21 protein-coding genes are annotated in these 21,402 nt (G+C 64.9%); 7 read left to right on the top strand and 14 right to left on the bottom strand.

From position 1 onward, the window contains the following. Positions 1-132 precede the first annotated feature (132 nt). Both ABIB66_RS15635 and ABIB66_RS15630 read left to right on the top strand, forming a co-directional pair. Complete coding sequence (locus tag ABIB66_RS15635; protein ID WP_354209326.1) at positions 133-525, top strand: ArsR/SmtB family transcription factor; 393 nt, start codon at positions 133-135, stop codon at positions 523-525. Positions 526-527: 2 nt separating this feature from the next. Further along, on the top strand, positions 528-1,019 hold the full coding sequence (locus ABIB66_RS15630) for an SRPBCC family protein (protein WP_354209327.1): 492 nt from the start codon (positions 528-530) through the stop codon (positions 1,017-1,019). A gap of 118 nt (positions 1,020-1,137) precedes the next feature. Here the strand turns inward: ABIB66_RS15630 and ABIB66_RS15625 are convergent, their stop codons facing one another. From ABIB66_RS15625 to ABIB66_RS15615, 3 genes are read right to left on the bottom strand one after another with little or no spacing between them, the layout of a single operon-like run. Next, positions 1,138-2,358: an ABC transporter substrate-binding protein gene (locus ABIB66_RS15625; protein ID WP_354209328.1), complete on the bottom strand. Its 1,221-nt coding sequence runs from the start codon at positions 2,356-2,358 to the stop codon at positions 1,138-1,140. A 21-nt stretch (positions 2,359-2,379) separates the two neighbouring features. After that, positions 2,380-3,354 carry a Bug family tripartite tricarboxylate transporter substrate binding protein gene (locus tag ABIB66_RS15620; protein WP_354254993.1) on the bottom strand — a complete coding sequence of 325 codons (975 nt, stop codon included), beginning with the start codon at positions 3,352-3,354 and terminating at the stop codon, positions 2,380-2,382. Between the two features lie 36 nt (positions 3,355-3,390). Beyond that, on the bottom strand, positions 3,391-4,269 hold the full coding sequence (locus tag ABIB66_RS15615) for an IclR family transcriptional regulator (protein WP_354209330.1): 879 nt from the start codon (positions 4,267-4,269) through the stop codon (positions 3,391-3,393). Positions 4,270-4,480: 211 nt separating this feature from the next. Here ABIB66_RS15615 and ABIB66_RS15610 point away from each other — a divergent pair, with 211 nt between their 5' ends. Continuing rightward, positions 4,481-5,323: a hypothetical protein gene (locus ABIB66_RS15610; protein WP_354209331.1), complete on the top strand. Its 843-nt coding sequence runs from the start codon at positions 4,481-4,483 to the stop codon at positions 5,321-5,323. A gap of 4 nt (positions 5,324-5,327) precedes the next feature. On the opposite strand, the gene ABIB66_RS15605 is transcribed toward ABIB66_RS15610, so the two are convergent. The 4 genes from ABIB66_RS15605 to ABIB66_RS15590 all read right to left on the bottom strand — a co-directional run bounded on the left by ABIB66_RS15605 (position 5,328) and on the right by ABIB66_RS15590 (position 9,833). Beyond that, positions 5,328-6,539 carry an ABC transporter substrate-binding protein gene (locus ABIB66_RS15605; protein ID WP_354209332.1) on the bottom strand — a complete coding sequence of 404 codons (1,212 nt, stop codon included), beginning with the start codon at positions 6,537-6,539 and terminating at the stop codon, positions 5,328-5,330. 44 nt (positions 6,540-6,583) lie between these two features. After that, positions 6,584-7,435, bottom strand: a complete 852-nt coding sequence (locus ABIB66_RS15600; protein WP_354058776.1) for a fumarylacetoacetate hydrolase family protein — start codon at positions 7,433-7,435, stop codon at positions 6,584-6,586. A gap of 24 nt (positions 7,436-7,459) precedes the next feature. Then, complete coding sequence (mhpA, locus tag ABIB66_RS15595; RefSeq protein WP_354254992.1) at positions 7,460-8,968, bottom strand: bifunctional 3-(3-hydroxy-phenyl)propionate/3-hydroxycinnamic acid hydroxylase MhpA; 1,509 nt, start codon at positions 8,966-8,968, stop codon at positions 7,460-7,462. 76 nt (positions 8,969-9,044) lie between these two features. After that, positions 9,045-9,833 carry a DNA-binding transcriptional regulator gene (locus tag ABIB66_RS15590; RefSeq protein ID WP_275168022.1) on the bottom strand — a complete coding sequence of 263 codons (789 nt, stop codon included), beginning with the start codon at positions 9,831-9,833 and terminating at the stop codon, positions 9,045-9,047. Between the two features lie 146 nt (positions 9,834-9,979). Between ABIB66_RS15590 and ABIB66_RS15585 the strand changes: the two genes are divergently transcribed. Continuing rightward, positions 9,980-10,963 (top strand): VOC family protein, encoded by a 984-nt coding sequence (locus tag ABIB66_RS15585; protein WP_354209334.1) that lies wholly within the window; start codon positions 9,980-9,982, stop codon positions 10,961-10,963. 16 nt (positions 10,964-10,979) lie between these two features. Here the strand turns inward: ABIB66_RS15585 and ABIB66_RS15580 are convergent, their stop codons facing one another. Both ABIB66_RS15580 and ABIB66_RS15575 read right to left on the bottom strand, forming a co-directional pair. Next, positions 10,980-11,642 (bottom strand): response regulator, encoded by a 663-nt coding sequence (locus ABIB66_RS15580; protein ID WP_354209335.1) that lies wholly within the window; start codon positions 11,640-11,642, stop codon positions 10,980-10,982. After that, positions 11,639-13,024 (bottom strand): HAMP domain-containing sensor histidine kinase, encoded by a 1,386-nt coding sequence (locus ABIB66_RS15575; RefSeq protein ID WP_354209336.1) that lies wholly within the window; start codon positions 13,022-13,024, stop codon positions 11,639-11,641. The genes ABIB66_RS15580 and ABIB66_RS15575 overlap by 4 nt, the downstream gene beginning before the upstream one ends. 193 nt (positions 13,025-13,217) lie before the next feature. Here ABIB66_RS15575 and ABIB66_RS15570 point away from each other — a divergent pair, with 193 nt between their 5' ends. Further along, on the top strand, positions 13,218-14,102 hold the full coding sequence (locus tag ABIB66_RS15570) for a DUF3280 domain-containing protein (protein ID WP_354255077.1): 885 nt from the start codon (positions 13,218-13,220) through the stop codon (positions 14,100-14,102). Between the two features lie 3 nt (positions 14,103-14,105). On the opposite strand, the gene ABIB66_RS15565 is transcribed toward ABIB66_RS15570, so the two are convergent. From ABIB66_RS15565 to ABIB66_RS15555, 3 genes are read right to left on the bottom strand one after another with little or no spacing between them, the layout of a single operon-like run. Beyond that, the gene (locus ABIB66_RS15565) at positions 14,106-15,137 is read right to left on the bottom strand and encodes an L-idonate 5-dehydrogenase (protein ID WP_354209338.1); all 1,032 of its coding nucleotides are present in this window, start codon (positions 15,135-15,137) and stop codon (positions 14,106-14,108) included. Positions 15,138-15,164: 27 nt separating this feature from the next. Beyond that, on the bottom strand, positions 15,165-15,932 hold the full coding sequence (locus tag ABIB66_RS15560; RefSeq protein ID WP_354209339.1) for an SDR family oxidoreductase: 768 nt from the start codon (positions 15,930-15,932) through the stop codon (positions 15,165-15,167). A gap of 13 nt (positions 15,933-15,945) precedes the next feature. Next, complete coding sequence (locus ABIB66_RS15555) at positions 15,946-17,145, bottom strand: mandelate racemase/muconate lactonizing enzyme family protein (protein ID WP_354209340.1); 1,200 nt, start codon at positions 17,143-17,145, stop codon at positions 15,946-15,948. A 180-nt stretch (positions 17,146-17,325) separates the two neighbouring features. Between ABIB66_RS15555 and ABIB66_RS15550 the strand changes: the two genes are divergently transcribed. Next, on the top strand, positions 17,326-18,090 hold the full coding sequence (locus tag ABIB66_RS15550; RefSeq protein ID WP_275168016.1) for a GntR family transcriptional regulator: 765 nt from the start codon (positions 17,326-17,328) through the stop codon (positions 18,088-18,090). Between the two features lie 23 nt (positions 18,091-18,113). Further along, positions 18,114-19,478 carry an MFS transporter gene (locus tag ABIB66_RS15545; RefSeq protein ID WP_342761015.1) on the top strand — a complete coding sequence of 455 codons (1,365 nt, stop codon included), beginning with the start codon at positions 18,114-18,116 and terminating at the stop codon, positions 19,476-19,478. A 51-nt stretch (positions 19,479-19,529) separates the two neighbouring features. On the opposite strand, the gene ABIB66_RS15540 is transcribed toward ABIB66_RS15545, so the two are convergent. Together ABIB66_RS15540 and ABIB66_RS15535 are read right to left on the bottom strand one after the other, a co-directional pair. Then, a complete protein-coding gene (locus tag ABIB66_RS15540) occupies positions 19,530-19,766 on the bottom strand; it encodes a hypothetical protein (protein WP_354209341.1) in 237 nt (78 codons plus the stop codon). 110 nt (positions 19,767-19,876) lie between these two features. Further along, on the bottom strand, positions 19,877-21,127 hold the full coding sequence (locus ABIB66_RS15535) for an arsenic transporter (protein WP_354209342.1): 1,251 nt from the start codon (positions 21,125-21,127) through the stop codon (positions 19,877-19,879). Positions 21,128-21,402 lie beyond the last annotated feature (275 nt).

Here is a 21,402-nt window from a genome sequence, read left to right as displayed (position 1 = left end):
GGAAAGTGCCGCAGCCAAGTGAGCGCCCCGGATTACGCTTCGCTTCATCCAGGCTGCGGTCGGCGAAATTTAACTTAGCTAGTTGGCTAACAATTGTTGACTGCGGTTGGCGGCAATCCTATAGTTAGCCCCATGGCTAACCAAATATCCCGACTCGATCAGGTTTTCGCGGCCCTTGCCGATCCCACCCGGCGGGCGATCGTGATGCGGCTCTGCGCCGGCGAGGCGTCGGTCGGCGAGCTTGCCGATCCCTTCGAGATGGCGCTGCCGAGCTTCATGAAGCACATCCACGTGCTGGAGACGAGCGGCCTCGTCCTGTCGGAGAAGTCCGGCCGCGTGCGCACCTGCCGCCTCAGTCCCGACGCGCTTGTCGGCGCGGAGGACTGGTTCCAGCAGCAGCGCGCGATCTGGGAGGCGCGGCTCGATCGGTTCGAGGCCTACGTCATGCAACTGAAGAAGGAAAGGGCGGCCGCCAAGCGCCCGTCCAAGACAGCTAAGAAGACAACCAAACGGAAAGGTTCCTGACGATGACGAATTCTGCCAATCCCGCCCTGTCGCAATGGTCGCTCGACCGCGAGATCGTGATGTCGCGCGTGATCGACGCGCCGCGCGATCTGGTGTTCGAAGCGTGGTCCGACCCGAAGCATCTGCCGCAATGGTTCGGGCCGAAGGGTTTCAAGCTCGAGACCTTCGAGATCGACGTGCGGGTTGGCGGCGTCTGGCGCTTCAACATGATCGGCCCGGACGGCACGGTCTATCCGAACCGCATGCGCTTTCGCCGCATCGAGCGGCCGTCCTTGATGGAGATGGATCACGGCGTCGACCAGGACGAGGATCCCGGCATGTTCCGTTTCACCGTCGCCTTCGCCGAACAGAGCAACGGCAAGACGGTTCTGATGATGCGGCAGCTGGCCTCGAGCACGGCGCAGCGCGACGGCATGATCAACTTCGGTGCGGTCGAGTACGGCTACCAGACGCTCGACAAGCTGGCGGCTTATGTGGGCGGGATGAAGAGGTAGGGCGAGCAGCCACTTCCCCCTTCATGCGAGGCGGCCAAGGAGCGGCCGCCTCGGAGCACGAGGACCATCGGCGAGGCCTCATCCTTCACGGGGCGCGCCCCTCAGGATGAGGGGCGCGTCATTCCTTCGCCTCGTCCGTGACGATGTCGCCGAGTTTCTGCCATCGCTGGCCGTCGAACTGCACCATCTGAAACTGCTTGTTGACGCGGTAGTCGGTCGGCGTCGTCGTCACCGAGATGCCCGGCAGCGTCAGGTCGAGTGTGATGTTGTACAGGCTCGCGGCCTGGCGCATCACGTTCTCGCGCGTGAGATCGTCGCCACATTGCTTCAGCACCTGCACCAGCAGCTGCGCGGTGATATAGCCGTAGACGTTCAGGTTCGAATCCTTGTCGCCCTCCGGGTAGTACTTGGCCATGAAGGCGAGATATCGCTTCATGCCGGGATCGTCCTTCCATTCGGGATCGGCTGAATCCTTGACATAACCGACGCTGACGACGCCGTTGGCGTTGTCGAGTCCGGCGGGCTTCAGCACCGCGCTCACCGAGGAGGCGTTGATGTCGATGATGTGCAGTGGCTTCCAGCCGATCTCGGCGACCTTCTTGATGGCCTGCGCGGCCTGTTTCGGCGTCGTGGCGCTGAACAGCGTGTCAGCGCCTGCGTCCTTTAACCGCAGGATCTGCGAGTCGATGGTCGGCTCGGTGATCTCGTAGGACGTCTCGGCGACGATCATCTTCGCCTTGTCGCCGAGACCTGCCTTGAAGCCCGCGAGATAATCCTTGCCGAGATCGTCGTTCTGGTAGAGCACGCCGATCCTGGCGTTCGGATAGTTCTTCAAAAGATATTGCGCGTAGATCCGGCCCTCGACGAGGTAGGACGGGTTGAAGCCCATGGTCCAGGGGAAGTTCTTCGGATCGGTGAAACGCGCCGCGCCCGTTGCCGCGAAGAGCTGCGGGACCTTCTTGGCGTTGAGATATTTTTGCACGGCGACATTCGGCGCGGTGCCAATGATCTGGAAGGTCAGCAGCACCTCGTCGTTTTCCACCAGCTTGCGGGTCTGCTCAACCGTCTTCGGAGGCGAATAGGCGTCGTCATACTGGATCAGATTGACCTTGCGGCCGTTGACGCCGCCCTGGTCGTTGATCATCTTCATGTAGGCGGCCTGGGTCTTGCCGATGACGGCATAGGCCGAGGCCGGCCCACTGAGCGGGACGGTCTGGCCGACCTTGATCTCGGTGTCGGAAGCGCCTGGATCGTATTTCTTCTGCGCCTGTGCCGCCGGGATCGATAGCGCGAGAACGATCGCAGGTGCCGCGATGCGTTTGAGAAGTAGGTTTTTCATTTCCATTCCCTATTCCGACTGTCACTCGCCCTTGAGGCCGGCCTCGCGGATTAGCCCGGTCCACTCTTTTGTTTCGTTGTCGATGAACTGGCCGAACTCGGCCGCGGTACCGGCGCGCACTTCGAGGCCCTGGGCGGTCAGCTTGTCCTTGATCGCCGGCTCGGCCAGCGCGCGCAACACTTCGGCCTGCAGCTTGTCGACGATGGCGCGCGGCGTCGTCGAAGGCGCCATGAAGCCGTACCAGCCGGCGGCGGCCACGTTGGGAAAACCCTGCTCGCGCAGGGTCGGCGCTTGCGGATAGAGCGCGCTGCGTTCGGCGGAAGCGACGCCGAGCACAATGAACTTGCCGCTCTGGATGTAGGGCAGTGCGGTCGGCAGCGCCGTCAGCGTGGCATCGACGCGGCCGGCGAGCAGCTCGGTGTAGGACGCCGCATCGCCACGGAAGGGAATGTTGAGCCCCTTGACGCCGGCATCCCTGAACAGGAGTTCGCCGGCAAGATGCGGCTGCGAGCCGGCGCCGGGCGAGGCGAAGGTCAGGCCATCCGGCTTCGATTTGCCGTAGGCGATCAATTCGGGGAGCGTCTTGAACGGCGCGTCCGCGCTGATGATCAGGAACAGCGGCGCGATCACCGTCATCGCGACCGGCTGCAGATCCTTGCGTTCGTAAGTCAGCTTGCCGAACAGCGCTTCGGCGGTGGCGTAGGGGGCCGCGACATAGAGGAGGGTATAGCCGTCGCCCGGCGCATGCGCGACCGTGTCGTTGGCGATGCGGGTGCCGGCGCCCGGCTTGTTCTCGACGATGAATTGCTGGTGCAGGTTGCGGCCGAACTCTTCGGCCAGCAGCCGCAACGAGATGTCGTTGGAGCCGCCGGGCCCATAAGGCGAGATCAGGCGCACCATGCGCGACGGCCAGGCGTCCTCAGCGTGTGCGGAGAATGGAAGTCCCGATAGCAAAAGGGCGAGGGTGCCCAAGAATGTTCGCCGTGTGACGGTCATGGTGGCCTCCCGGTGGCGGAGCGCCGATTGTCTTGTTCATCGTCTGGCGCTCTTCTTGTTTTGCTTTTGTGTTTCGGTCGTCGGCGCCGCACCAACCATGGTGCGGATGCTGTCGGCAAGGGCGGCAATGCGCGGGCCGATCTCGCCCTCCAGCTGGCCGGGCTGGAGCCGGAACGCGGGAATGCCGCAATTGATCGAAAAGGCCTGCTTCGCCTCACGCGCATGAAACAGCGGCGCGGCGACGGCATGGATCGAGGCGATGTACTCGCCGAAGCAAGTGCAGAAGCCGCGGCTGGCGCATTGTGTGAGGCCGGCGCGATATGTCTCGCGGAAGGACGACCACAGTTCGGTGTCCTCGCTTGCAATGCGGTCTTCGAGCAGCGCGGCATCGGCCTGCGGCAAGGTCGCCGCCGCGGCACGGCCCATCGCGGTCATCACCACGGAAATGGGCATGCCGATGTCGGGGACGTGCGGGCCGACGTCGCCGGAGCGCGCGGTCTCGACATAGATCATGGAGGTCGCATCGAGCAGGCCGATCGAGACCGTGCCCCGCACGCTTAGCGCCAGCTCCTGCATCATGGGACGCGCGACCTGGCGGAACTGCATGTCGGCGAGCAGCGGATGCGCCATGCGGAGTGCGCGCGCACCGACGCGATATTTGGCGCGTTCGGCGTCGTAGCGGAGGTAGCCGAGCTCCGCGAGCGTGTGCGTCAGCCGCGCCACCGTCGGGCGCGGAATCCCGGTCAGCGTCGACAGCTCCATGTTGCCGAGCTGGGCCGCCCCCGCCTTGAACGCTTCGAGCACTACGAGACCTTTCGCCAGCGTCGTCGCGAACGCGGCGTCATCGATGCTGTCCGCCAGCACGGCGGCAGCGGACGAGGAGGCGCGGATCGGTTTGGAGGCGGTTCTGGCCATGCAGGCTTTAATGAACCCGGTCCCGCCGGATGTCCAATAGATTCATAAAATGTAGCGTTATGTCCATTATCCGGACATGCGGCGGCTGTGCCGGCAGGGCAAGAATGTGCGCGAAGAGCCCCGCCGCACACAGATTTTCGTCGCGATTGCGTGGCTTGTTGTGACAGGATTATTACGACTGAATGTCATATCGATTACATCGGAGCGATTCATGTTGCAGTGGCAGGCGCGGACAAATCCCCTCGCGTGGTGGTGGGGGTCCCTGACGCTGGTCAGTGCTGCCAACATTCTCGTCTGGTTCATGCTGTACCGCGAGTTCTACCCGACGCCCGCCGGCAGCATCAGCGGCGGCTCCGACATCGGGCTGATGTTCCTGCTCTGCGCCGGTTACGTCTTCGGCTGCGCCTTCCGCTCGTTCCTGCCGCGCGCCGACGTGCAGCGCATCTGCCTGTTCGACACCTGGCTCTCCAGCGTCTTCGTCGGCCGCACGGTCGCGACCGTGGCCGAACTGTGCTTCGCCGCGCAATGGGCGGTCATCCTGCATCAGCTCGGGACCATGACGGGCGCCGAGACGGTGGTGAACATCGCGTGGGTGATCGTGCCCATCATCATCATCGCGGAGTGCTTCTCCTGGTATGCGGTGGTGACGACCAACTTCCTCTTCAACGCGATCGAGAACTCGCTGTGGGCGGTGACATTCTTCCTCGCGGGCATCGCGCTGTGCCGGCTGATGCCGGAATTCCAGGGACCGGTGCGCTGGGCCCTGATTGCCGGCATCGTCGGCATCGCCTGCTTCCTGGCCTTCCTCGTCACCGTCGACGTGCCGATGTATCTCAGCCGCTGGCGGGCAGGGCATGAAGAGGGCAACAGGTTGCTCGGCTTTCTCGAAGGCCTGCATGACGTCTCGACCCGCTGGGTCGTGACCCACGACATCGCGCACTGGAAGGGCGAGCTGACCTGGATGTTCCTGTATTTCACCGCCGCCGTGTGGTCGAGCCTCGCGCTCTGTGCGCTCTACGCGATGGACGGCTATCTCACGCGCTATCTGGTTTGACAGATTATTTGCCGACCAGGCCGCACTTGCTGCGTTCAAGCGGGCGGAAGGCCTGGTCGGGCGGGATGGTCGCGACCAGCTTGACGAAATCCCAGGGCCCTTTGGATTCCTCAGGCGTCTTGACCTGCACCAGATACAGATCATGCACCATGCGCTGGTCCTCGCGGATGCGGCCGTTGGGCGTGTAAGCGTCGGAGACGGGCGTCGCCTTCATCTTGGCCATTACAGCCGTGCTGTCGTCTGAGTCGGTATCCTTCATCGCCTGGAGATAGTGGCGCACGGCGGAATAGACGCCCGCCTGGATTTGCGACGGCATCGCTTTGCGGCGGGCGAAGAACGCATCGGAGAATTTCCGGGCCGTCGGCGAGACGTCCTCGAAGAACGAGGTGACGATGAGATCGCCGCGCGTCGCCTTCAACCCGACGGCCTCGATATCGACATTCTGGAATGACATCGGCACGATCTTGATGCCCTGGTCGGCAAGGCCGAATTCTTCCGCCTGCTTGATTGCGGTGGCGTTGTCGCCGGCCACGTTGATTGCCAGGATTTTTGCACCCGAGGACTGCGCCTGAAGCAGGAACGAGCTGTAGTCGGGCGTGCCGAGCTGCGCCTTGACGCTGCCGGCGACCTTGCCGCCGAGCTCGATGATGCGGGCGCGCGCGGTTGTCTCGATCGAATGGCCGAAGGCGTAGTCGCCGGTGATGAAGAACCACGGCTCCTTGCTGGTCTGCATGATGCCGGAGACCACCGCGGTCGCGGTCGAATAGGCATCCTGGGTCCACTGCACGCTGCCCGCGGCACAGGCTTCATCGGTGAGCTGGTTGGCGCCTGCGCCGGAGATGAGGAAGATCTTTCCGTTGCCGCGCACCAGTTCCTGCACCGCGAGCGCGGCACCGGAACTGCCGCCGTCCGCGATCGCCTGCACGCCGTCGCTGAACCATTTGCGGGCGAGCGAGGCCGCAAGGTCCGGCTTGTTCTGGTGGTCGGCCTGCAGGATCTCGATCTGCTTGCCGTTGATCTTACCGCCGAACTCTTCCGCCGCCATGCGCGCCGCCTCGACCGAGCCCGGGCCCATCGCGGTCGCAAAGATGCCGTTCATATCTGTGAGGACGCCGATGCGGACGGCCTCGCCCTTGATCTCGGCACGCGCGGGAGTACCTGCGAGCGCCAGCGTGATCAACAGAGTGGCGGCGGATGTCGTGCGGAGGATGGCCATGGCGTTTCCTGATGTTGTTATGTTTGATTGATTGGCGTCGGCAGTCAGGCCGGCTCGGCGACGACCTTATTGCGCAGGATGCCGATGCCGGAGATTTCGACCTCGACAGTGTCGCCGGGGCGCATCCACAGGGGCGGCTTGCGCTTGGCGCCGACGCCGCCGGGCGTGCCTGTCACGATGACGTCACCGGGGACGAGCGGGCAGATCGTCGAGATGTAGGCGATCAGTTCGGGGATTGCGGTGATCAGGAGATCGGTGGTGGTGTCTTGCACGACGGTCCCGTTCAGCCGTGTCTGCAAGTTGAGCTTTGACGGATCGGGGATCTCGTCCGCCGTCACCAGCCACGGGCCAAAGCTGCCGCTCTCGGCAAAGGTCTTGCCGGAGAGGAATTGGCTGGTGTGGCGCTGCCAGTCGCGAATGCTGCCTTCGTTGTAGCAAGAATAGCCGGCGATGTGGTCGCGTGCGCGGCTCGCGGAGATGTGGCGGCCTGCCTTGCCGATGACGAGCGCAAGCTCGCCTTCATAATCGAAATCGTCACTCACCTTTGGCTTCACAATCGGCTGGAGATGGCCGACCTGGCTGCAGGGGAAGCGCACGAACAGCGCAGGCTTCTCGGTGACGGTGCGCCCCGTTTCGGCGACGTGGTCGCGATAGTTGAGGCCGACGCAAATGATCTTGCCGGGATCGGGGATGACCGGGGCAAAGGTGATCTCGTCGAGTGCATGATCTGGCGCAGCGGATGCGGCGTGCTTTGCCGCCTCGGCAACGCGCCCAGCTTCGAGCAACTGCCGCAACGTGGTGCAGCCCGCGATGCGTGTGCCGAGATCGACGACCCCATTGTCCTTGACAGCCCCGAAAGAGGCATGGCCGTCGGTGATGAAAGAGAGCAGCTTCATGAGATATCCTTGGGAGAAGTCGGTTCAGGCCGCGGACGGCACGTGGGTTGGAGGTGTGACGGCGGCAATCAGCCGGTCGAGCTCGGTGTCGTTGCTGGCGCTGCCGCGGACGTAGCGATCGGGGCGAACGAGCGCGGCGATGATGCCGTGCTCGCGCAGCCATGACCCGACGCCTTCGGCATCGTCGCTGGTCAGGATTTCGGTTCCAGATTGCGAAAGAGCAAGACGCGATGAGATCGTCGCGGCGCTCTCGACGAGGAGCACGTGGCTGTAGCCAACCCGGTCGTCGCCGCGGCGGCCGTCCTTCAATTCGAATTGCGGCGCAAGATGTCCGGCGAGCGGGAGATCGCCAAGCGCGAGGCCTGGGCCGAGCAGGGGCTTTTTGACCTCGAGCCTGACCGGCGCATTCGCGCGCGCCTCGCCGGCCGCAAGGCCCGCTTCGATCGCCTTGGTGTTGATGACGCCGCCGAGGCGGATCGCGAGCTCAATGAACTCGCGCACGTGCGGCTGGCGCTCGCTCTGATAGGTGTCGAGCAGGCTTGGATCCGCCAGTCCGCGCAGGACTGCAGCGAGCTTCCAGGCAAGGTTGGCGGCATCTCGGATGCCGGCGCACATGCCCTGGCCGAGGAAGGGCGGGGTCTGGTGTGCGGAGTCGCCGGCGAGCAGCAGACGACCGCTCCGCCATTGCTGCGCGATGATGGAATGAAAGGTGTAGACCGCGGCGCGCTCGAGTTCGGCATCCTCGGGCGTGATCCAGCGCGACAGCAGCTCCCAGACCTTCGCTGGCTGCGCGACCACCTGGGAGTCTTCGTCGGGCAGAACTGTGATCTCCCAGCGTCGCCGCGTGCCGGTGCCGCGGACATAGGTCGCCGGCCGGCGTGGATCGCAATGCTGGATACTGTAGTCGCCGAGATCGTCGCGGTTGCGCTTGAGCAGCACGTCGATCACCAGCCAGCGCTCGTGGAAGCCGAGATCGTCCATGCCGGAGCCGATGAAGCGGCGCACCAGAGAGCGAGCACCGTCGCAACCGATGACGTAGCCGGCACGGACTTCGCTCAGCCTCCCGTTGGAGAGGTCCTCGTAACGGACGCGTACGCCGATCTCGTCCTGATCCAGCGCGAACACGTCGCAGCGGTTGCGCAAGGCGATGTGTGGCCAGCGCGCGAGGCCAGCGATCAGCGCGTCCTCCAGGTCAGGCTGATGGAAGCGATAGCTGAGATTCCATCCCATCGGCGTCAATGTCTGCGGCCGCGACCAATCCAGCAGCATCCGGCCGTCGGCGTCGAGAAAGAGCATGCCGGGGCTGAGGATGACATGCGGCAGGATCGCGTCGGCGAGGCCGAGGGTTTGGAACACCCGCATGCATTCGTCGTCGAAATGGACCGCCCGCGGCAGATGATAGGTCCGCGCCTCGCGCTCCAGCACCAGCGTCCGCACGCCGCACAGGCCAAGCAGGTTGGCCAGCGTGGCTCCGACCGGGCCGCGGCCGACGATCACGACGTCAAACTCTTCAGGGGCGGATTTATCTTGCATGGGGACTATCTCTTCCCCAAGGGATGCAGTCGTATCAACGCCGCCGCGCCAAGTGTCCGCCCAGCGGACGGCTCGCCTAGATCTCGACGGGAATGGCCGACGCCGTCTCCTGGAGCTGCGCCGCAAACTGCACCACCGCCTCTTCGATTCCGAGGGCCGAGCGGATCCAGATGATGGAGATGCAGCCAAATACCGCGCCGTTCCGCACGATGGGTACGGCGATCGAGGCAGTCTTGGGATTGTATTCGCCCTCGCTGCGGATCGCGTATCCGCGCGCCTGCGTCTCGGCGATCATTCGGCCGAGGCGGCCTTCGTCGAGGAAGGGGCGGTCGTCGGCCTCGTCGATCCGGCGCAGATGATTGACAATCAGGTCGCGTTCGCGCGCGGGGCTGGCGGCGAGATAGGCCCGCCCCGCGGAGGTGCGCAGCATCGGCAGGCGCTTGCCGATCATGCCGCGGTCGATCGAGAGCGGGCTGCGCGAATGCGTGGTCTCCTGCACCACCATCGCGGCGTTTTCGTAGGTCGAGAGATCGACCGGCCAGACCAGGCCCTTGCTCAGCTCGGCGAGGAAAGGTGCTGCCGCCTGGCAGATCACGACGCCGGGATCGTAGCCATCGCCAAGACTGAGCGCCCGCCGGGTCACACGAAAGCGGTCGTCGCTGGCGCTGCGCGCGACATAGCCGAGCTCTTCCAAGGTCTCGAGCAGGCGGTAGACGGTCGGGCGAGGCAGGTCGAGCGCGCGGGCCACGTCACCGGCGCGAATGCCGCCGGAGCGATTGACTTCGTGCAGCACGTCCAGCCCACGCTTGAAGGCGCGGACGCCTTCAGGCTGCCGCGGCTGACCGTTCGTCCGCTCCTTGGACACTTCGCATTTCCTCCCTTGTGGCCTGCGGCCTCGCGATTATCGTCTTTGCGAACGCGAAGCGATTGCGGATGCCACCGTAGGATCGCGCGCGGCCGGTATCAAGTTCACCGCAGTGCGGCGGACGCGATGCCCTCGGGAGGAATTCGATGGAAATCACCGCGCTCGGCTATATCGGGATCAATTCATCCCAGCTCGACCAGTGGGGCCGGATGGCGACCGGGCTGCTCGGCATGCAGCAGGTGGATCGCGGCGGCAAGATGCGCGCTTTCCGCATGGACGACCACAAGCAGCGCCTGGTGGTCGACGGCAGCAGTGATGCCGGGCTCGCGGTGATGGGATGGGAGGTTCCCTCGACCGCGGACCTCGACCGTCTCGCCGGCCGTCTGGAAAGCCACGGCGTGAAGGTGACCCGCGGCTCCCGCGCGCTGGCCGACGAGCGGCATGTGGCCGAGCTGATCGTATTCAGCGATCTCGCCGGCAACCGGCTCGAAGCCTTCTACAAACCGGAGCTGGCGACCGAGCCGTTCAAGCCCGGACGGCCAATCTCGGGCTTCCGCACCGGCGCGCTCGGCATGGGGCATGTCGTGCTCAACGTCGAGGAAGTCGAACCGTTGGTGCCGTTCTATCGCGACGTGCTCGGCTTTCAAGTTTCCGATTTCGGCCTCAAGCCCTACGGGCTCTATTTCTTCCACGTCAACGGCCGTCACCACTCCTTTGCAATGGTTGGCTCAGGACGGAAAGCGCTGCACCATTTCATGGTCGAACTTGGCAGCCTCGATGATGTCGGGCAGGGCTACGATCTCGCGCAGATGGACGACGGCCGCGTCGCCTACACGCTAGGACGGCATACCAACGACCACATGACGTCGTTCTACGTGAACACGCCATCCGGCTTCTTCATCGAATATGGCTGGGGCGGTCGTGTGATCGATCCCGAGACCTGGAAGCCACACGAGACCTTTGACGGCCCGTCGCTATGGGGCCACGAGCGGCTCTACATGCCCGAGGAGCAGCGCAAGCGCCTTCGCGACATGAGACTGGATGCAGCGTCGCGCGGCGTTCGTGTGGCCGACCCCCGCGTGCCGCCACTGAATTGCGCGTGGCTGGATTCGGTGGTCGCGCGGGAGTAATCCGGGGCGGATACGATCAGGCCTCGCCGAGATCGACCTCCGTCAAGATGCCCTGGCGCAGTGCCAGCCTGACCAGCTCGATGTCGGATCCGACGCCGAGCTTGTCCTTGATCAGGGAATGCAGGTTCGCCACCGTCTTCGGGCTGACATGGAGCGTCTCGGCGATCTCCTCTGTCGTATTCTCGGCGAGCAGGAGCCGCAGCACTTCGAATTCGCGCGGCGTGAGGACGTCGGCGGCAGAGCTTTCCCCGGCGAGCCGGCTCAGCGCGAGCTCATGGTCGATGTCGGGGCTGATCGCGATCTTGCCGGCAAGCACGTCCATCACGGCGCGCACCAGCGTCTCCGGCGGACTGGTCTTGGTGACGTAGCCCCTGGCACCGGCGCGAATCGCCTGCACGGCAAAGCCGGCATTCTCGTGCATGGTGAAGACGAGAATCCTCGCGCCCTTGTCCCACTGCCGGATGCGCCTGACCGCCTCAATGCCGCCGATGCCGGGCATGCTCAGGTCGATGATGACGAGGTCGGGCGCCTCCGATTTGTAGAGACGGTAGGCCTCGGCGCCGTCGGCGGCTTCGGCGATGACGCGAAGTCCCGGCTGCTTCTGAAGCACGGAGCGATAGCCCTCGCGGACCACGGAATGGTCGTCGACCAGCAGAATGGTCGCGTCCGCCGCGCTCATGCGGCATGCTCCAGCGACGGCCGATCGGTGGCTGCGAGCGGAATGACCACGCGCAGTGCGGAGCCGCCGTTCGGTGCGGCCTCGAAGCTCAATTGGCCGCGCAAGGCGGCGACGCGCTCGCGCATGCCGAGCAGGCCCATTCCGGATTTCGCGACGGGATCGCTCGCGCGTCCGTCATCGTCGATCGCAAGCGCGATCTCGCTGGCCCCCATCGTCAATTCCAGGCTGACCCGCGTGGCGACGGCATGCTTGGCGGCATTGGTGAGCGCCTCCTGCACGATCCGGTAGAGGCTGGCGCTGATCGTGGCCGGCAGGGTCTCGAATGCGCCGTCGAACCGGATCGAGAAGCGCGTCTCGCCGCGGCTGCGCCCGTTCCAGCCCGCGACGAGGCCTTCGAGGCTGGCGACGAGCCCGAGCTCCTCCACATCGGGCGGCCGCAGCCGGAACAATGTGCCGCGCAACGTCTCCATCATGCCGGTTGCGGTCCGCGCGATGCCGTCGCATTCGCCAAGCAGGGAGGGACACTCTTGCGCGGCGGTCTGGCGGGCGGAGGAGGCGAGCGCGCGGATGGCGGCAAGCGACTGGCCGAACTCGTCATGCAGCTCGCGCGCGAGATGGCGACGCTCCTCGTCCTGCAGCGCGATCAGCTTCCGCGTCAGCTCGCTGCGTTCGGCAAGCGCGGTCTCGAGGCTTTCGGCGAGATGGTTGAAGCCGTCGCGGATCGCGGAGAGCTCGGCAAGATCGAACGGCGGCAGCCGCGTGGTGAGATCGTTGGCGGCAATCCGCTCGAGGCCGGTGCGGATCATGCGGGTGGGGCGCAGCGCGCGCGCCAGTGCGGCGTAGACCAGCCCGCAGAGTAGCGGCAGCGCGATCGCGAGCGCGAGCATCAGGCGGCCGGCCTCGTGCCAAGCCTCCGCGGTCTGCACGCCCGGCTCGACCGAGACCACGGCCTCCCCGAGCTTCGTCCCGCGCACGATCACGGGCCGTGCCGCTTCTCGGCCGGGGTCGAACAAGCCGCGATAGAACGCCGTGAAGGCTTGCGGCGGCGGGTTCGCCGGGACAGGCGCGCCGCTACAGAAGCGCTGGAGGACGTCGCCGCTCGTGCCGCGGAACGCCAGGCACAGACCGGGCGTCATCACATAAGCCGAAACGGGGTCGAGGTTGGGAAAGTCCGAGCGCGGGCTCGCGACCCACTGGATCTTGCCCTGCTGCAGCTCCAGCGTCTTGGCCACGATGGCGGCGATATCGTCGAGGCGCGCATGCGCCTCGCGGTCGGACGTAATCAGGAAATAGGCGGAGATCGCCGCGAAGCAGGCGGCCGATATCGCGGCCACGCGCAACGTCAGACGGACTTTGAGATCGAATCTCGGTCGGTTCCACATCGGCGGGCACCTTGGTGCGAACGGATTTGTCGCGCTCGCATTAAACGGCAGAACGCATCCGGCGCAAAGCCGCCAGGCGCCAGTGCGGTGCACCGTCGTGAAATTTTCCCGGCCATCGCCGGGACCGGCGCTGCTGCATGGCCTGATTGCGCCGTCCAGATTGGCGCGCCGCTCCGTCACACGAGGCACATTTATGCACCTGCGCCGGTTGATCCTCTCAGTCTGTCTCCTTGTCGTCCTTCCGGCGGCTTATGCGTCGGCCGGTGCCGAAACGGCCATCGGCGTCGCCATGGACGACTTCAGTTATACCGATACGTCGGCTGAACCCGCCAACCAGACCGCCGCCCATGAGCGACGGCTGTCGGCCTTCATGGCCGCGCTCCGGCGGGACATTGGAGGCGACCGGCGCTACCGGCTCGTACCGTCGGCCCAGGACGGCGCGGCGTTCAAGGTGATCGGCGGCATCCAGAAGACGAGCACCTTGGTGCAATGGGCCAAGGTCGCCGTGATCGACGTCGGCGCCAAAAAGGTCGTGATGGACAAGCTCTACACCTTCCGCGGCGACAATGATGAATCGTGGGAGCGCGCCGAGATCTTCGTGTCGCGCGAGATCGTAGCCGCGCTCGGCACGCCTGCTCCGATCGCACTGGCGGTGTTCGAATTCGAGCTCGACGACAACACCGCGGCGCCGGCCGCCGGCCTCGCGGCCGCGGACGCATCCTATCTGGCCGAAGTGACTGGCAGCGTCCGCGACGCCCTCGGCCGATCCGGCCGCTACCGTCTCGTCGATGTCGGCAGCGCCAACGAGGCGGCGTTGAATGCGCGCGCTTTACGCGACTGCGGCGGCTGCGAGGCGGCGATTGCGCAAGGGCTGGGTGCGGATCAGTCGCTGATCGGGGTGGTGCGGCGGGTCAGCCGCACCGAGTACACGCTCGGCTTTCAGGTGCGCGATGCCAGGACCGGCGTGGTGCTGGCACGCGGCGACAGCGGCCTGCGCCTGGGCGCGGACTATTCGTGGAAACGGGGCGCCGTGCGGCTGGTCAGCGATCGCATGATCGAGAACCAGCCGCAGCAATAGGCCTCAGAACGTCAGCTGCACCTTCATCGACTGCGAGCGGTCGCTGGCGAGCTCGAAGGCGGCGACCGCGTTCTCGAACGGCATGGTTGCCGTGATCAGCGGCTTGACGTCGATCAGGCCTTCGCCCATCAGCCGCACCGCCAGCTCGAACTCGGGGTCGAAGCGGAAGGTGCCGCGCAGCTGCAATTCCTTGGCGACGATGGAGTTGATCGGCAGCGTCACCTCGCCGCCGAGGCCGAGCTGCACCAGCGTGGCGCCGGGCCTGAGCACGTCGAGCGCGGTGCGCAGCGCGGCCTGGTTGCCCGAGGCTTCGAACAGCGTGTCGAACACGCCTTTGCCGGTGCGCCAGGGATCGAGCGCCGTGGCATCGGCGGCGACATTGATGGCGTGAGTGGCACCGAGTTGCCTTGCGACGGCAAGCGGCGCCTCTGCGACATCGGTGACCACGATCTCGGCCGCGCCGCCGAAGCGCGAGACCAAAATCATCAGCGCGCCGATCGGGCCGCAGCCGGTGATCAGCACGCGCTTGCCGAGCAGGGCCCCGGCCTGCTTGCCGGCGTGCAGGCACACCGCGAGCGGCTCGGCGACCGCGGCTTCCGCCAGCGACAGCTTGTCGGTGATCGGAACGGCCTGCGCGGCATCGACCGTGATGAATTCGCGAAAGCCGCCCTGCACATGGGGAAAGCGCATCGCGCTGCCGAGGAAGCGCATGTCGAGGCACTGGTTGCGCATGCCTTCCTGGCAATGCAGACACTGGCCGCACGGCTTGCTCGGATTGACCGCGACGCGGGTGCCCGGCTTCACATTCGTGACGCCGTCACCGACGGCTGCGACCACGCCGGCGATCTCGTGCCCCAGCGCCATCGGTTGCTGGATCCGCACGACGCCGAAGCCGCCGTGATGATAGTAGTGCAGATCGGAGCCGCAGATGCCGCCATTCGCGATCTTGACGCGGACTTCACCCGGACCGGGCGCTGCATCCGGATAGCTATCGATCCGCAGATCTTTCGGTGCGTGAATGACGACGGCGCGCATGCTTGGCTCCCTCAGGGTTTCGCGGCTTCACATAGCGGCGATCATGCCGCCATCGACATAGATGATCTGGCCGTTGACATAGGTCGATGCATCCGAGGCCAGGAAGATCGCAGCGCCCACCAGCTCGTCCGGCCGGCCCCAGCGCTTGGAGGGAACGCGGCCCATCAGCCAGTTGTTGAAGTCGGTGTTGTTGACCAGCGCCTCGTTCATGTCGGTCAGCATGTAGCCGGGGCCGATCGCGTTGGCCTGAATGCCGTGCTGGGCCCATTCCACCGCCATCGAGCGGGTCAGGTTCTTGATGCCGCCCTTGGCGGCGGTGTAGGGCGCAATCGTGGGACGCGCGAGCTCGCTGCCGAGTGAGCCGATGTTGATGATCTTGCCGTGCTTGCGCGGGATCATGCGCTTGGCCGCCTCGCGGCCGATCACGAAGGCGCTGGTGAGGTTGGTCTCGATCACCTTGCGCCACTCGTCGGTGGTGAACTCCACCAGCGGCTTGCGGTGCTGGATGCCGGCATTGTTGACGAGGATGTCGACCGCGATGCCCTTGTTGTCGAAGTGGTTGAAGGCGGCGACGATTGCAGGCTCGTCGGTGACGTTGAACGCGGCGCCCTCGGCCAGGTAGCCGGCGGCGCGAAACTCGGCGACAACCTGCTCGACGCGGTTGGGATCGAAGCCGTTGACGATGATCCTGGCGCCGGCCTTGGCCATGCCCTCGGCAATGGCGCGGCCGAGACCGCGGGAGGAGCCGGTCACCAGCGCGGTGCGGCCGGAAAGGTCGAAGAGGGCGGTGCTCATCTCAAAAATATCCTCAAGAGTTGGAACGGCGCACGGTCAGATCGGAGCGGTCGAATACGGCGGGCAGAAGGTCGACGCCGAGGCCGGGGCCTTCCATCGGATAGACAAAACCGTCCTTGATCGTGGGCATGGTGGTCACGAGCTCATTGTACCAGCCCTTGTAGAAGGCGCGCACCGATTCCTGGATCAGCGTGTTGGGCTGGCTGAACGACATGTGGATGGCGGCGATGAAGCCGATCGGGCCGATGCAGTCGTGCGGTGCGAAGGGCCGGTGATAGGTCTCGGCCATCGCCGCGATCTTGCGGCCCTCGGTGAGGCCGCCGGTCCAGCACAGATCCGCCATCACCACATGCATGGCGTCGCGGTCGAGCATGTCCTTGTAGGGGAAGCGCGAGCCCAGCGTCTCGCTGGCGCAGACCCAGACGTCGGTGCAGCGGGCGTATTCGGCCAGCGCCTGCGGCGAGTTCATCCGGATCGGGTCTTCGTACCAGGTCGGCTTGTAGGGCTCGAGCGCGCGGGCGATTTGTTTTGCGGTCGGCAGGTTCCAGAGCGAATGGAGCTCGACCATGATCTCCATCTTGTCGCCGACGGCCTTGCGGATTTTTTCAAACGGCTCGATCGCGTGCTTCATCTGGGCGGCGGTGATGTACAGGCCCTTGTTCTCCTGCGCCGCCGGATCGAACGGCCAGATCTTCATCGCCGAGATGCCGCTCTCCAGCAGATTTTCGGCAAGCGCATCGGCGTGGTGCATGAAGCCATCGAGATCCTCATAGGGACCCTTGGCAGCGCCGAGATTCCAGTTCGCGACCGGGCTGATATTGGTCGAGCGGACATATTGGGTGCCGGCGCAGGTGTTGTAGATGCGCTGCTTGTCGCGGCAGAGGCCGCCAAGCATCTGGTGCACCGGCTGATTGCAGACCTTGCCGAACAGGTCCCATAGCGCGATGTCGATGGCCGAAGCCGCGCGATATTCGACGCCGGTGGAGGACTGCGCCATCGGCAGATTCAGCATGTCGCGATGGATCGCCTCGATGTGCAGCGGATTGCGGCCGAGCAGGCGGCCGGCAAAGGTATCGTGGATCTGCGCCTCGACGGCGCCGGCGCCGTAGAAGGTTTCGCCAAGACCGATCATGCCCGTGTCGGTGTGGACGCGCACCCAGATGACGTTGGAGAATTCTTCGGTGCGCAGCGTCTCGATCGACGTGATCTTCACGGCAATACTCCTCCCATCGCAGGCGCGCGCAGCGCCGTCTTGTTGTCATTCCGCACCGCAACATGGTGCGGGCGCATGCCGAGTCTTACGCTCGCTTGTAATATATCACAACATGTTTTAGGGATATCACCAACAAGGCGCCGCCCTGCAAACGACGGCGCGGGCTGAGGGAGAGACGACATGGCAACACGCAAGCGCGCGCTCGAAGTGGTGAGGAACGACGACGCCGAGGGCAAGCCCTCCCGGCGCAACCGTCTCAACTTTTTCGAGCTCGCCTATCAGAGGATCGAAGAGCTGCTCGTCCATTGCGAGCTCAAGCCCGGCCAGTTCATGACGATGCTGGAATTGCAGCACATCACCGGCTTCGGCCGCACGCCGGTTCATCACGCCGTCAATCGTCTCTCCGCCGATACATTGATCATCATCCGTCCGCGCCACGGTCTGCGCATTGCGCCGATCGATCTGGCACGCGAGCGCATGCTGCTGGCCTTGCGCCGCGACATGGAGCGCTTCGTGATCCGGCTCGCGGCCGATCGCGCCAGTCTCTCGCACCGCAATCAGGCGCTGCATATCGAGCGCCTTCTGCGCGAGCGCCGCGCCAATCTGACCCTCGACGAGTTCAATCATATCGACCGCCGCATCGACGCGCTGGTGCTGGAGGCGGCAGGCGAACCGTTTCTGGTGCACACGCTGCGGCCGTTGCACACGCTGTACCGGCGTATCGGCTACATCCACCACCGTTTCATGCCGGGACAGGCCGAGCTGTCAGGAACAATCGATCATCATCTGGCTATTCTTAATGCGGTTGCCAATCGTCGTGTCGAGGACGCGGTGAAGGCGAGCGATGCACTGATCGACTACATGGGCGAGATGTTCACCGGCATGGAGGTCGGGATCGACCCGCGCCTGCTCGATTGCAGCATCGAGCCGCTACTTGGCACGTAAGAGAGTTTAAGAGAGGACCAAAGATGTCGACGATGGCGATGCCACAACCGACCGCGAGCGAAGCCGCGGTCCGCTACCTCATCACGAACTACAGTCCCAAGGGCAACAAGGTCGGCTGGCTGATGATGGCCTCGATCCTGGTCGAAGCCTGGGATCTCTATTCGATCGCCTTCGTGCTGATCTTCATCAAGGAGCAGTTCAATCCCGATCCGCTGATGCTGGGCCTGGCCGCGGCCGGTACGCAAGGCGGCGCCATGATCGGCGCACTGCTCGGCGGCTGGCTTTCCGACAAGATCGGCCGCCGCGTCATGTTTCTGGTGACGATGGTGCTGTTCATCGTGCTGGCGCTGGCGCAGGCCTTCGTGCCCAGCGTCGGCTGGCTCGTCGTGATCCGCTTCCTGCTCGGCATACCGCTCGGTTCGGACATCTCGACCGGCTACACCTACATCATGGAATCCATGGCCAAGGGCGAGCGCGAGGTCATGGGCAACCGCTGGCAGTTCATGTTCGCGGTCGGTGAGGTCCTCACCATCGGCGTCATCGTGATCTTCCTGCTGATCGACATGCAGCACGAGATGCTGTGGCGGGTGACGCTCGGCCTCGGCGCGCTGCCGGCGCTGATCATCCTGGTGATGCGCCACGACGTGCCTGAGACGGCGGTGTGGCTGGTGCAGAAGGGACGCTACCGCGAGGCCAAGCAGGTCGCGCGCGAGATGTTCAACGACGATCTGGCCATGCTGCCGGACCATGACGTCGAAGTGCCGAAGGTCTCCACCCGCGCGTTTCTCGCCGACCTCAAGAAGGATCCGATCCGCTGGCGCGCCACGATCTACGGCTGGATCGCCTGCTTCGCGCAGGCCAGCGAGTTTTCGACCTTCGCGTTCTACCTGCCGGTGCTCTTTGTGATGGTCGGCGTGTCGAGCGTGCTCGGCATCAATCTGGTGACGATGGCGCTGTTCTCCTTCGCCGCCTTGTCGGGCTGGGTCGGTCCGCTGCTGACGCCGAAGATCGGCCATCGCGGCATCTCGATCGCGGGCTTCTCGATCGTGCTGGCCTCGCTGCTGGTCGCGGCCTTCGCTCTCTACACCGACAACAAGATCCTGCTGCCGTTCGCGGCTGCCGCGATGCTGTGGGGCCATTATTGGGATGCGTCGAACTGCATGACGATCCCGACCATGGTCGCCAAGCCGAAATATCGCGGCACCGCCAGCGGCTTCGCCTACATGTTCGTGAAGCTGCCGTCGTTCCTGGCGATCTTCCTGTTCCCGACGGTGTTCGCCGCGATCGGGCAGGCGAACGCCACGCTGATGGTCGCGATCTTCCCGCTGATCGGATTGCTTGCCGCAATCTTCATCCTGCCGGAAGTCTACGGCTACGAGAACGATTGACGATGCGTGACCCGGTCGCGGCCGCGACGGCCGCGATCGGGCTTTGTCCTGCTACGGGCTCAGGAAGACGGGATCGATCCCGATCCCATGGCTGAGCAGGCCGATGGCCTGAAGCTGGGCGGAGTGCAGGTCGATTTCCACGATGGCGAACAGAGTCAGCAGCGCCACGACCGAGAGGACGAGCAGGGGATGGGACGTCTCGCCCCGGCCGCCAGCGGGCGCGATGTAGCTCTGGATTTCGCGACGCAGGGAAAAGCTCTGCGGTAGCGCCTTCGATTGAATCTGCATGATGAACCTTCCTTGTCGCGGCATGTCTCAATCACGCGACAAGAGAACTGTAGCCGCGGTCAGACCGTCGGCATTGATGCACCGCAAACAACTGAACGTAATCGGCCGCGCTAACGGATCGCGGCCGCAAGCGCTGCGATCAAGGCGGGCGGCGTCACCAGCAGTCCGAGCTTCAGGAACGGCCAGGCGCCGACTTCGATCTTCTCCCGCCGCAGCGCCACCAGCCACAGGATGGTGGCGAGCGAACCGGTCACCGACAGGTTGGGCCCGAGATCGACGCCGATCAGGATGGCGCTCACGACCGGCGCGGGCAAATGATCGCTGGCGGCGACCGAGCCAGCAACGAGGCCGATGGGAAGATTGTTGGCGATGTTGTCGGCGATCGCGGTGGCGAGGCCGACGCTCCATGCCGCCTTCGTCACGGATTGCCCGACGGCTTCATGCAGCAGCGCGCTGAGCCGTCCGATCACGCCGGTCTTGATCAGCGCTTCCACCATCACGAACAGCCCGCCGACCAGCGGCAGCACGCTCCAGGAGACGCCGCGCAGCACGGGGAGCGGCGATTGCCGGCTGAGCAGCAGCACGATTGCGGCTGTCACCACGCCGCAAACGAAGGTCGGCAGGCCCAATTGCTTGTCCAGCGCGGAGGCCGTGACCAGCACGATTCCGATCGCCACGATGCCGATGGCGGTCAGCTTGCCACCGCGGCCGAGCTTCGGATGCGGCACGCTGCGAGCGATCGTTTCTTCCTTCAGGGCGCGGTGCTGGGTCAGGCGCAGCACGACATAGGTCAGCAGGATCGAGGCCGCCGAGGGCAAGGCGAACAGGCGCAGCCATTCGGTGAGCTCAGGCATGTGCGCCCCGAACACGACCAGATTGGCCGGGTTGGAGATCGGCAGCACGAAGCTTGCGGCGTTGGCGATGAAGGCGCAGACGAAGAGATAAGGCAGCGGCTTGGCGCCGGCTGCGCGCGTCGCGGCATAGACGGCGGGCGTCAGCACGATCGCGGTGGCGTCGTTCGAGAGCAGGACGGTGACGAGCGTGCCCACGATGTAGATCAGCAGGAACAGCCGCTGCGGCCAGCCGCCTGCATATTCCACGGCGAGCGCTGCGAGGTAGTCGAACAGGCCTTCGAGCCGCGCCAGCTCGGCGATCAGCATCATGCCGATCAGGAAGAGATAGACATCGACACCCTTCCCGATGCCTGTCAACGCATCCCGCCACGGCAGCAAGCCGAACAGCACGAGCGCACTGGCGCCGATGGCGGCCCAAATCGCCTCCGGCAGGCGAAAGGGCCGGATGATGACGCCTGCGGTCGCAGCGACGATGATGCTCCAGGCCAGGATGGCGTCAGACGGCACGTTCGGTCCTCGAAGTGGGAAGGCTCATTCGGCAGCGATAGCGGAAGCCGCCGGCGCTGTCTTCCCCTGCGGGCCGCGGACCGCCACCTGTGATTTGCCGCGTCTCGGCCTGAGCTTCAGTCCTCAATTTCGTTCAAAAGTATGTTAGGTTGGAACGGCACGCGCCGTCATTGCGAGGAGCGCAGCGACGAAGCAATCCAGACTGTTCCTGCGGGAAGATTCTGGATTGCTTCGCTGCGCTCGCAATGACGGAGTTTTTGTCAGCTTCGTGCAAT

The organism is Bradyrhizobium sp. F1.13.3 (assembly GCF_040548265.1).
Lineage (GTDB): Bacteria > Pseudomonadota > Alphaproteobacteria > Rhizobiales > Xanthobacteraceae > Bradyrhizobium.
This window is presented reverse-complemented; position numbering and strand designations above follow the sequence as displayed.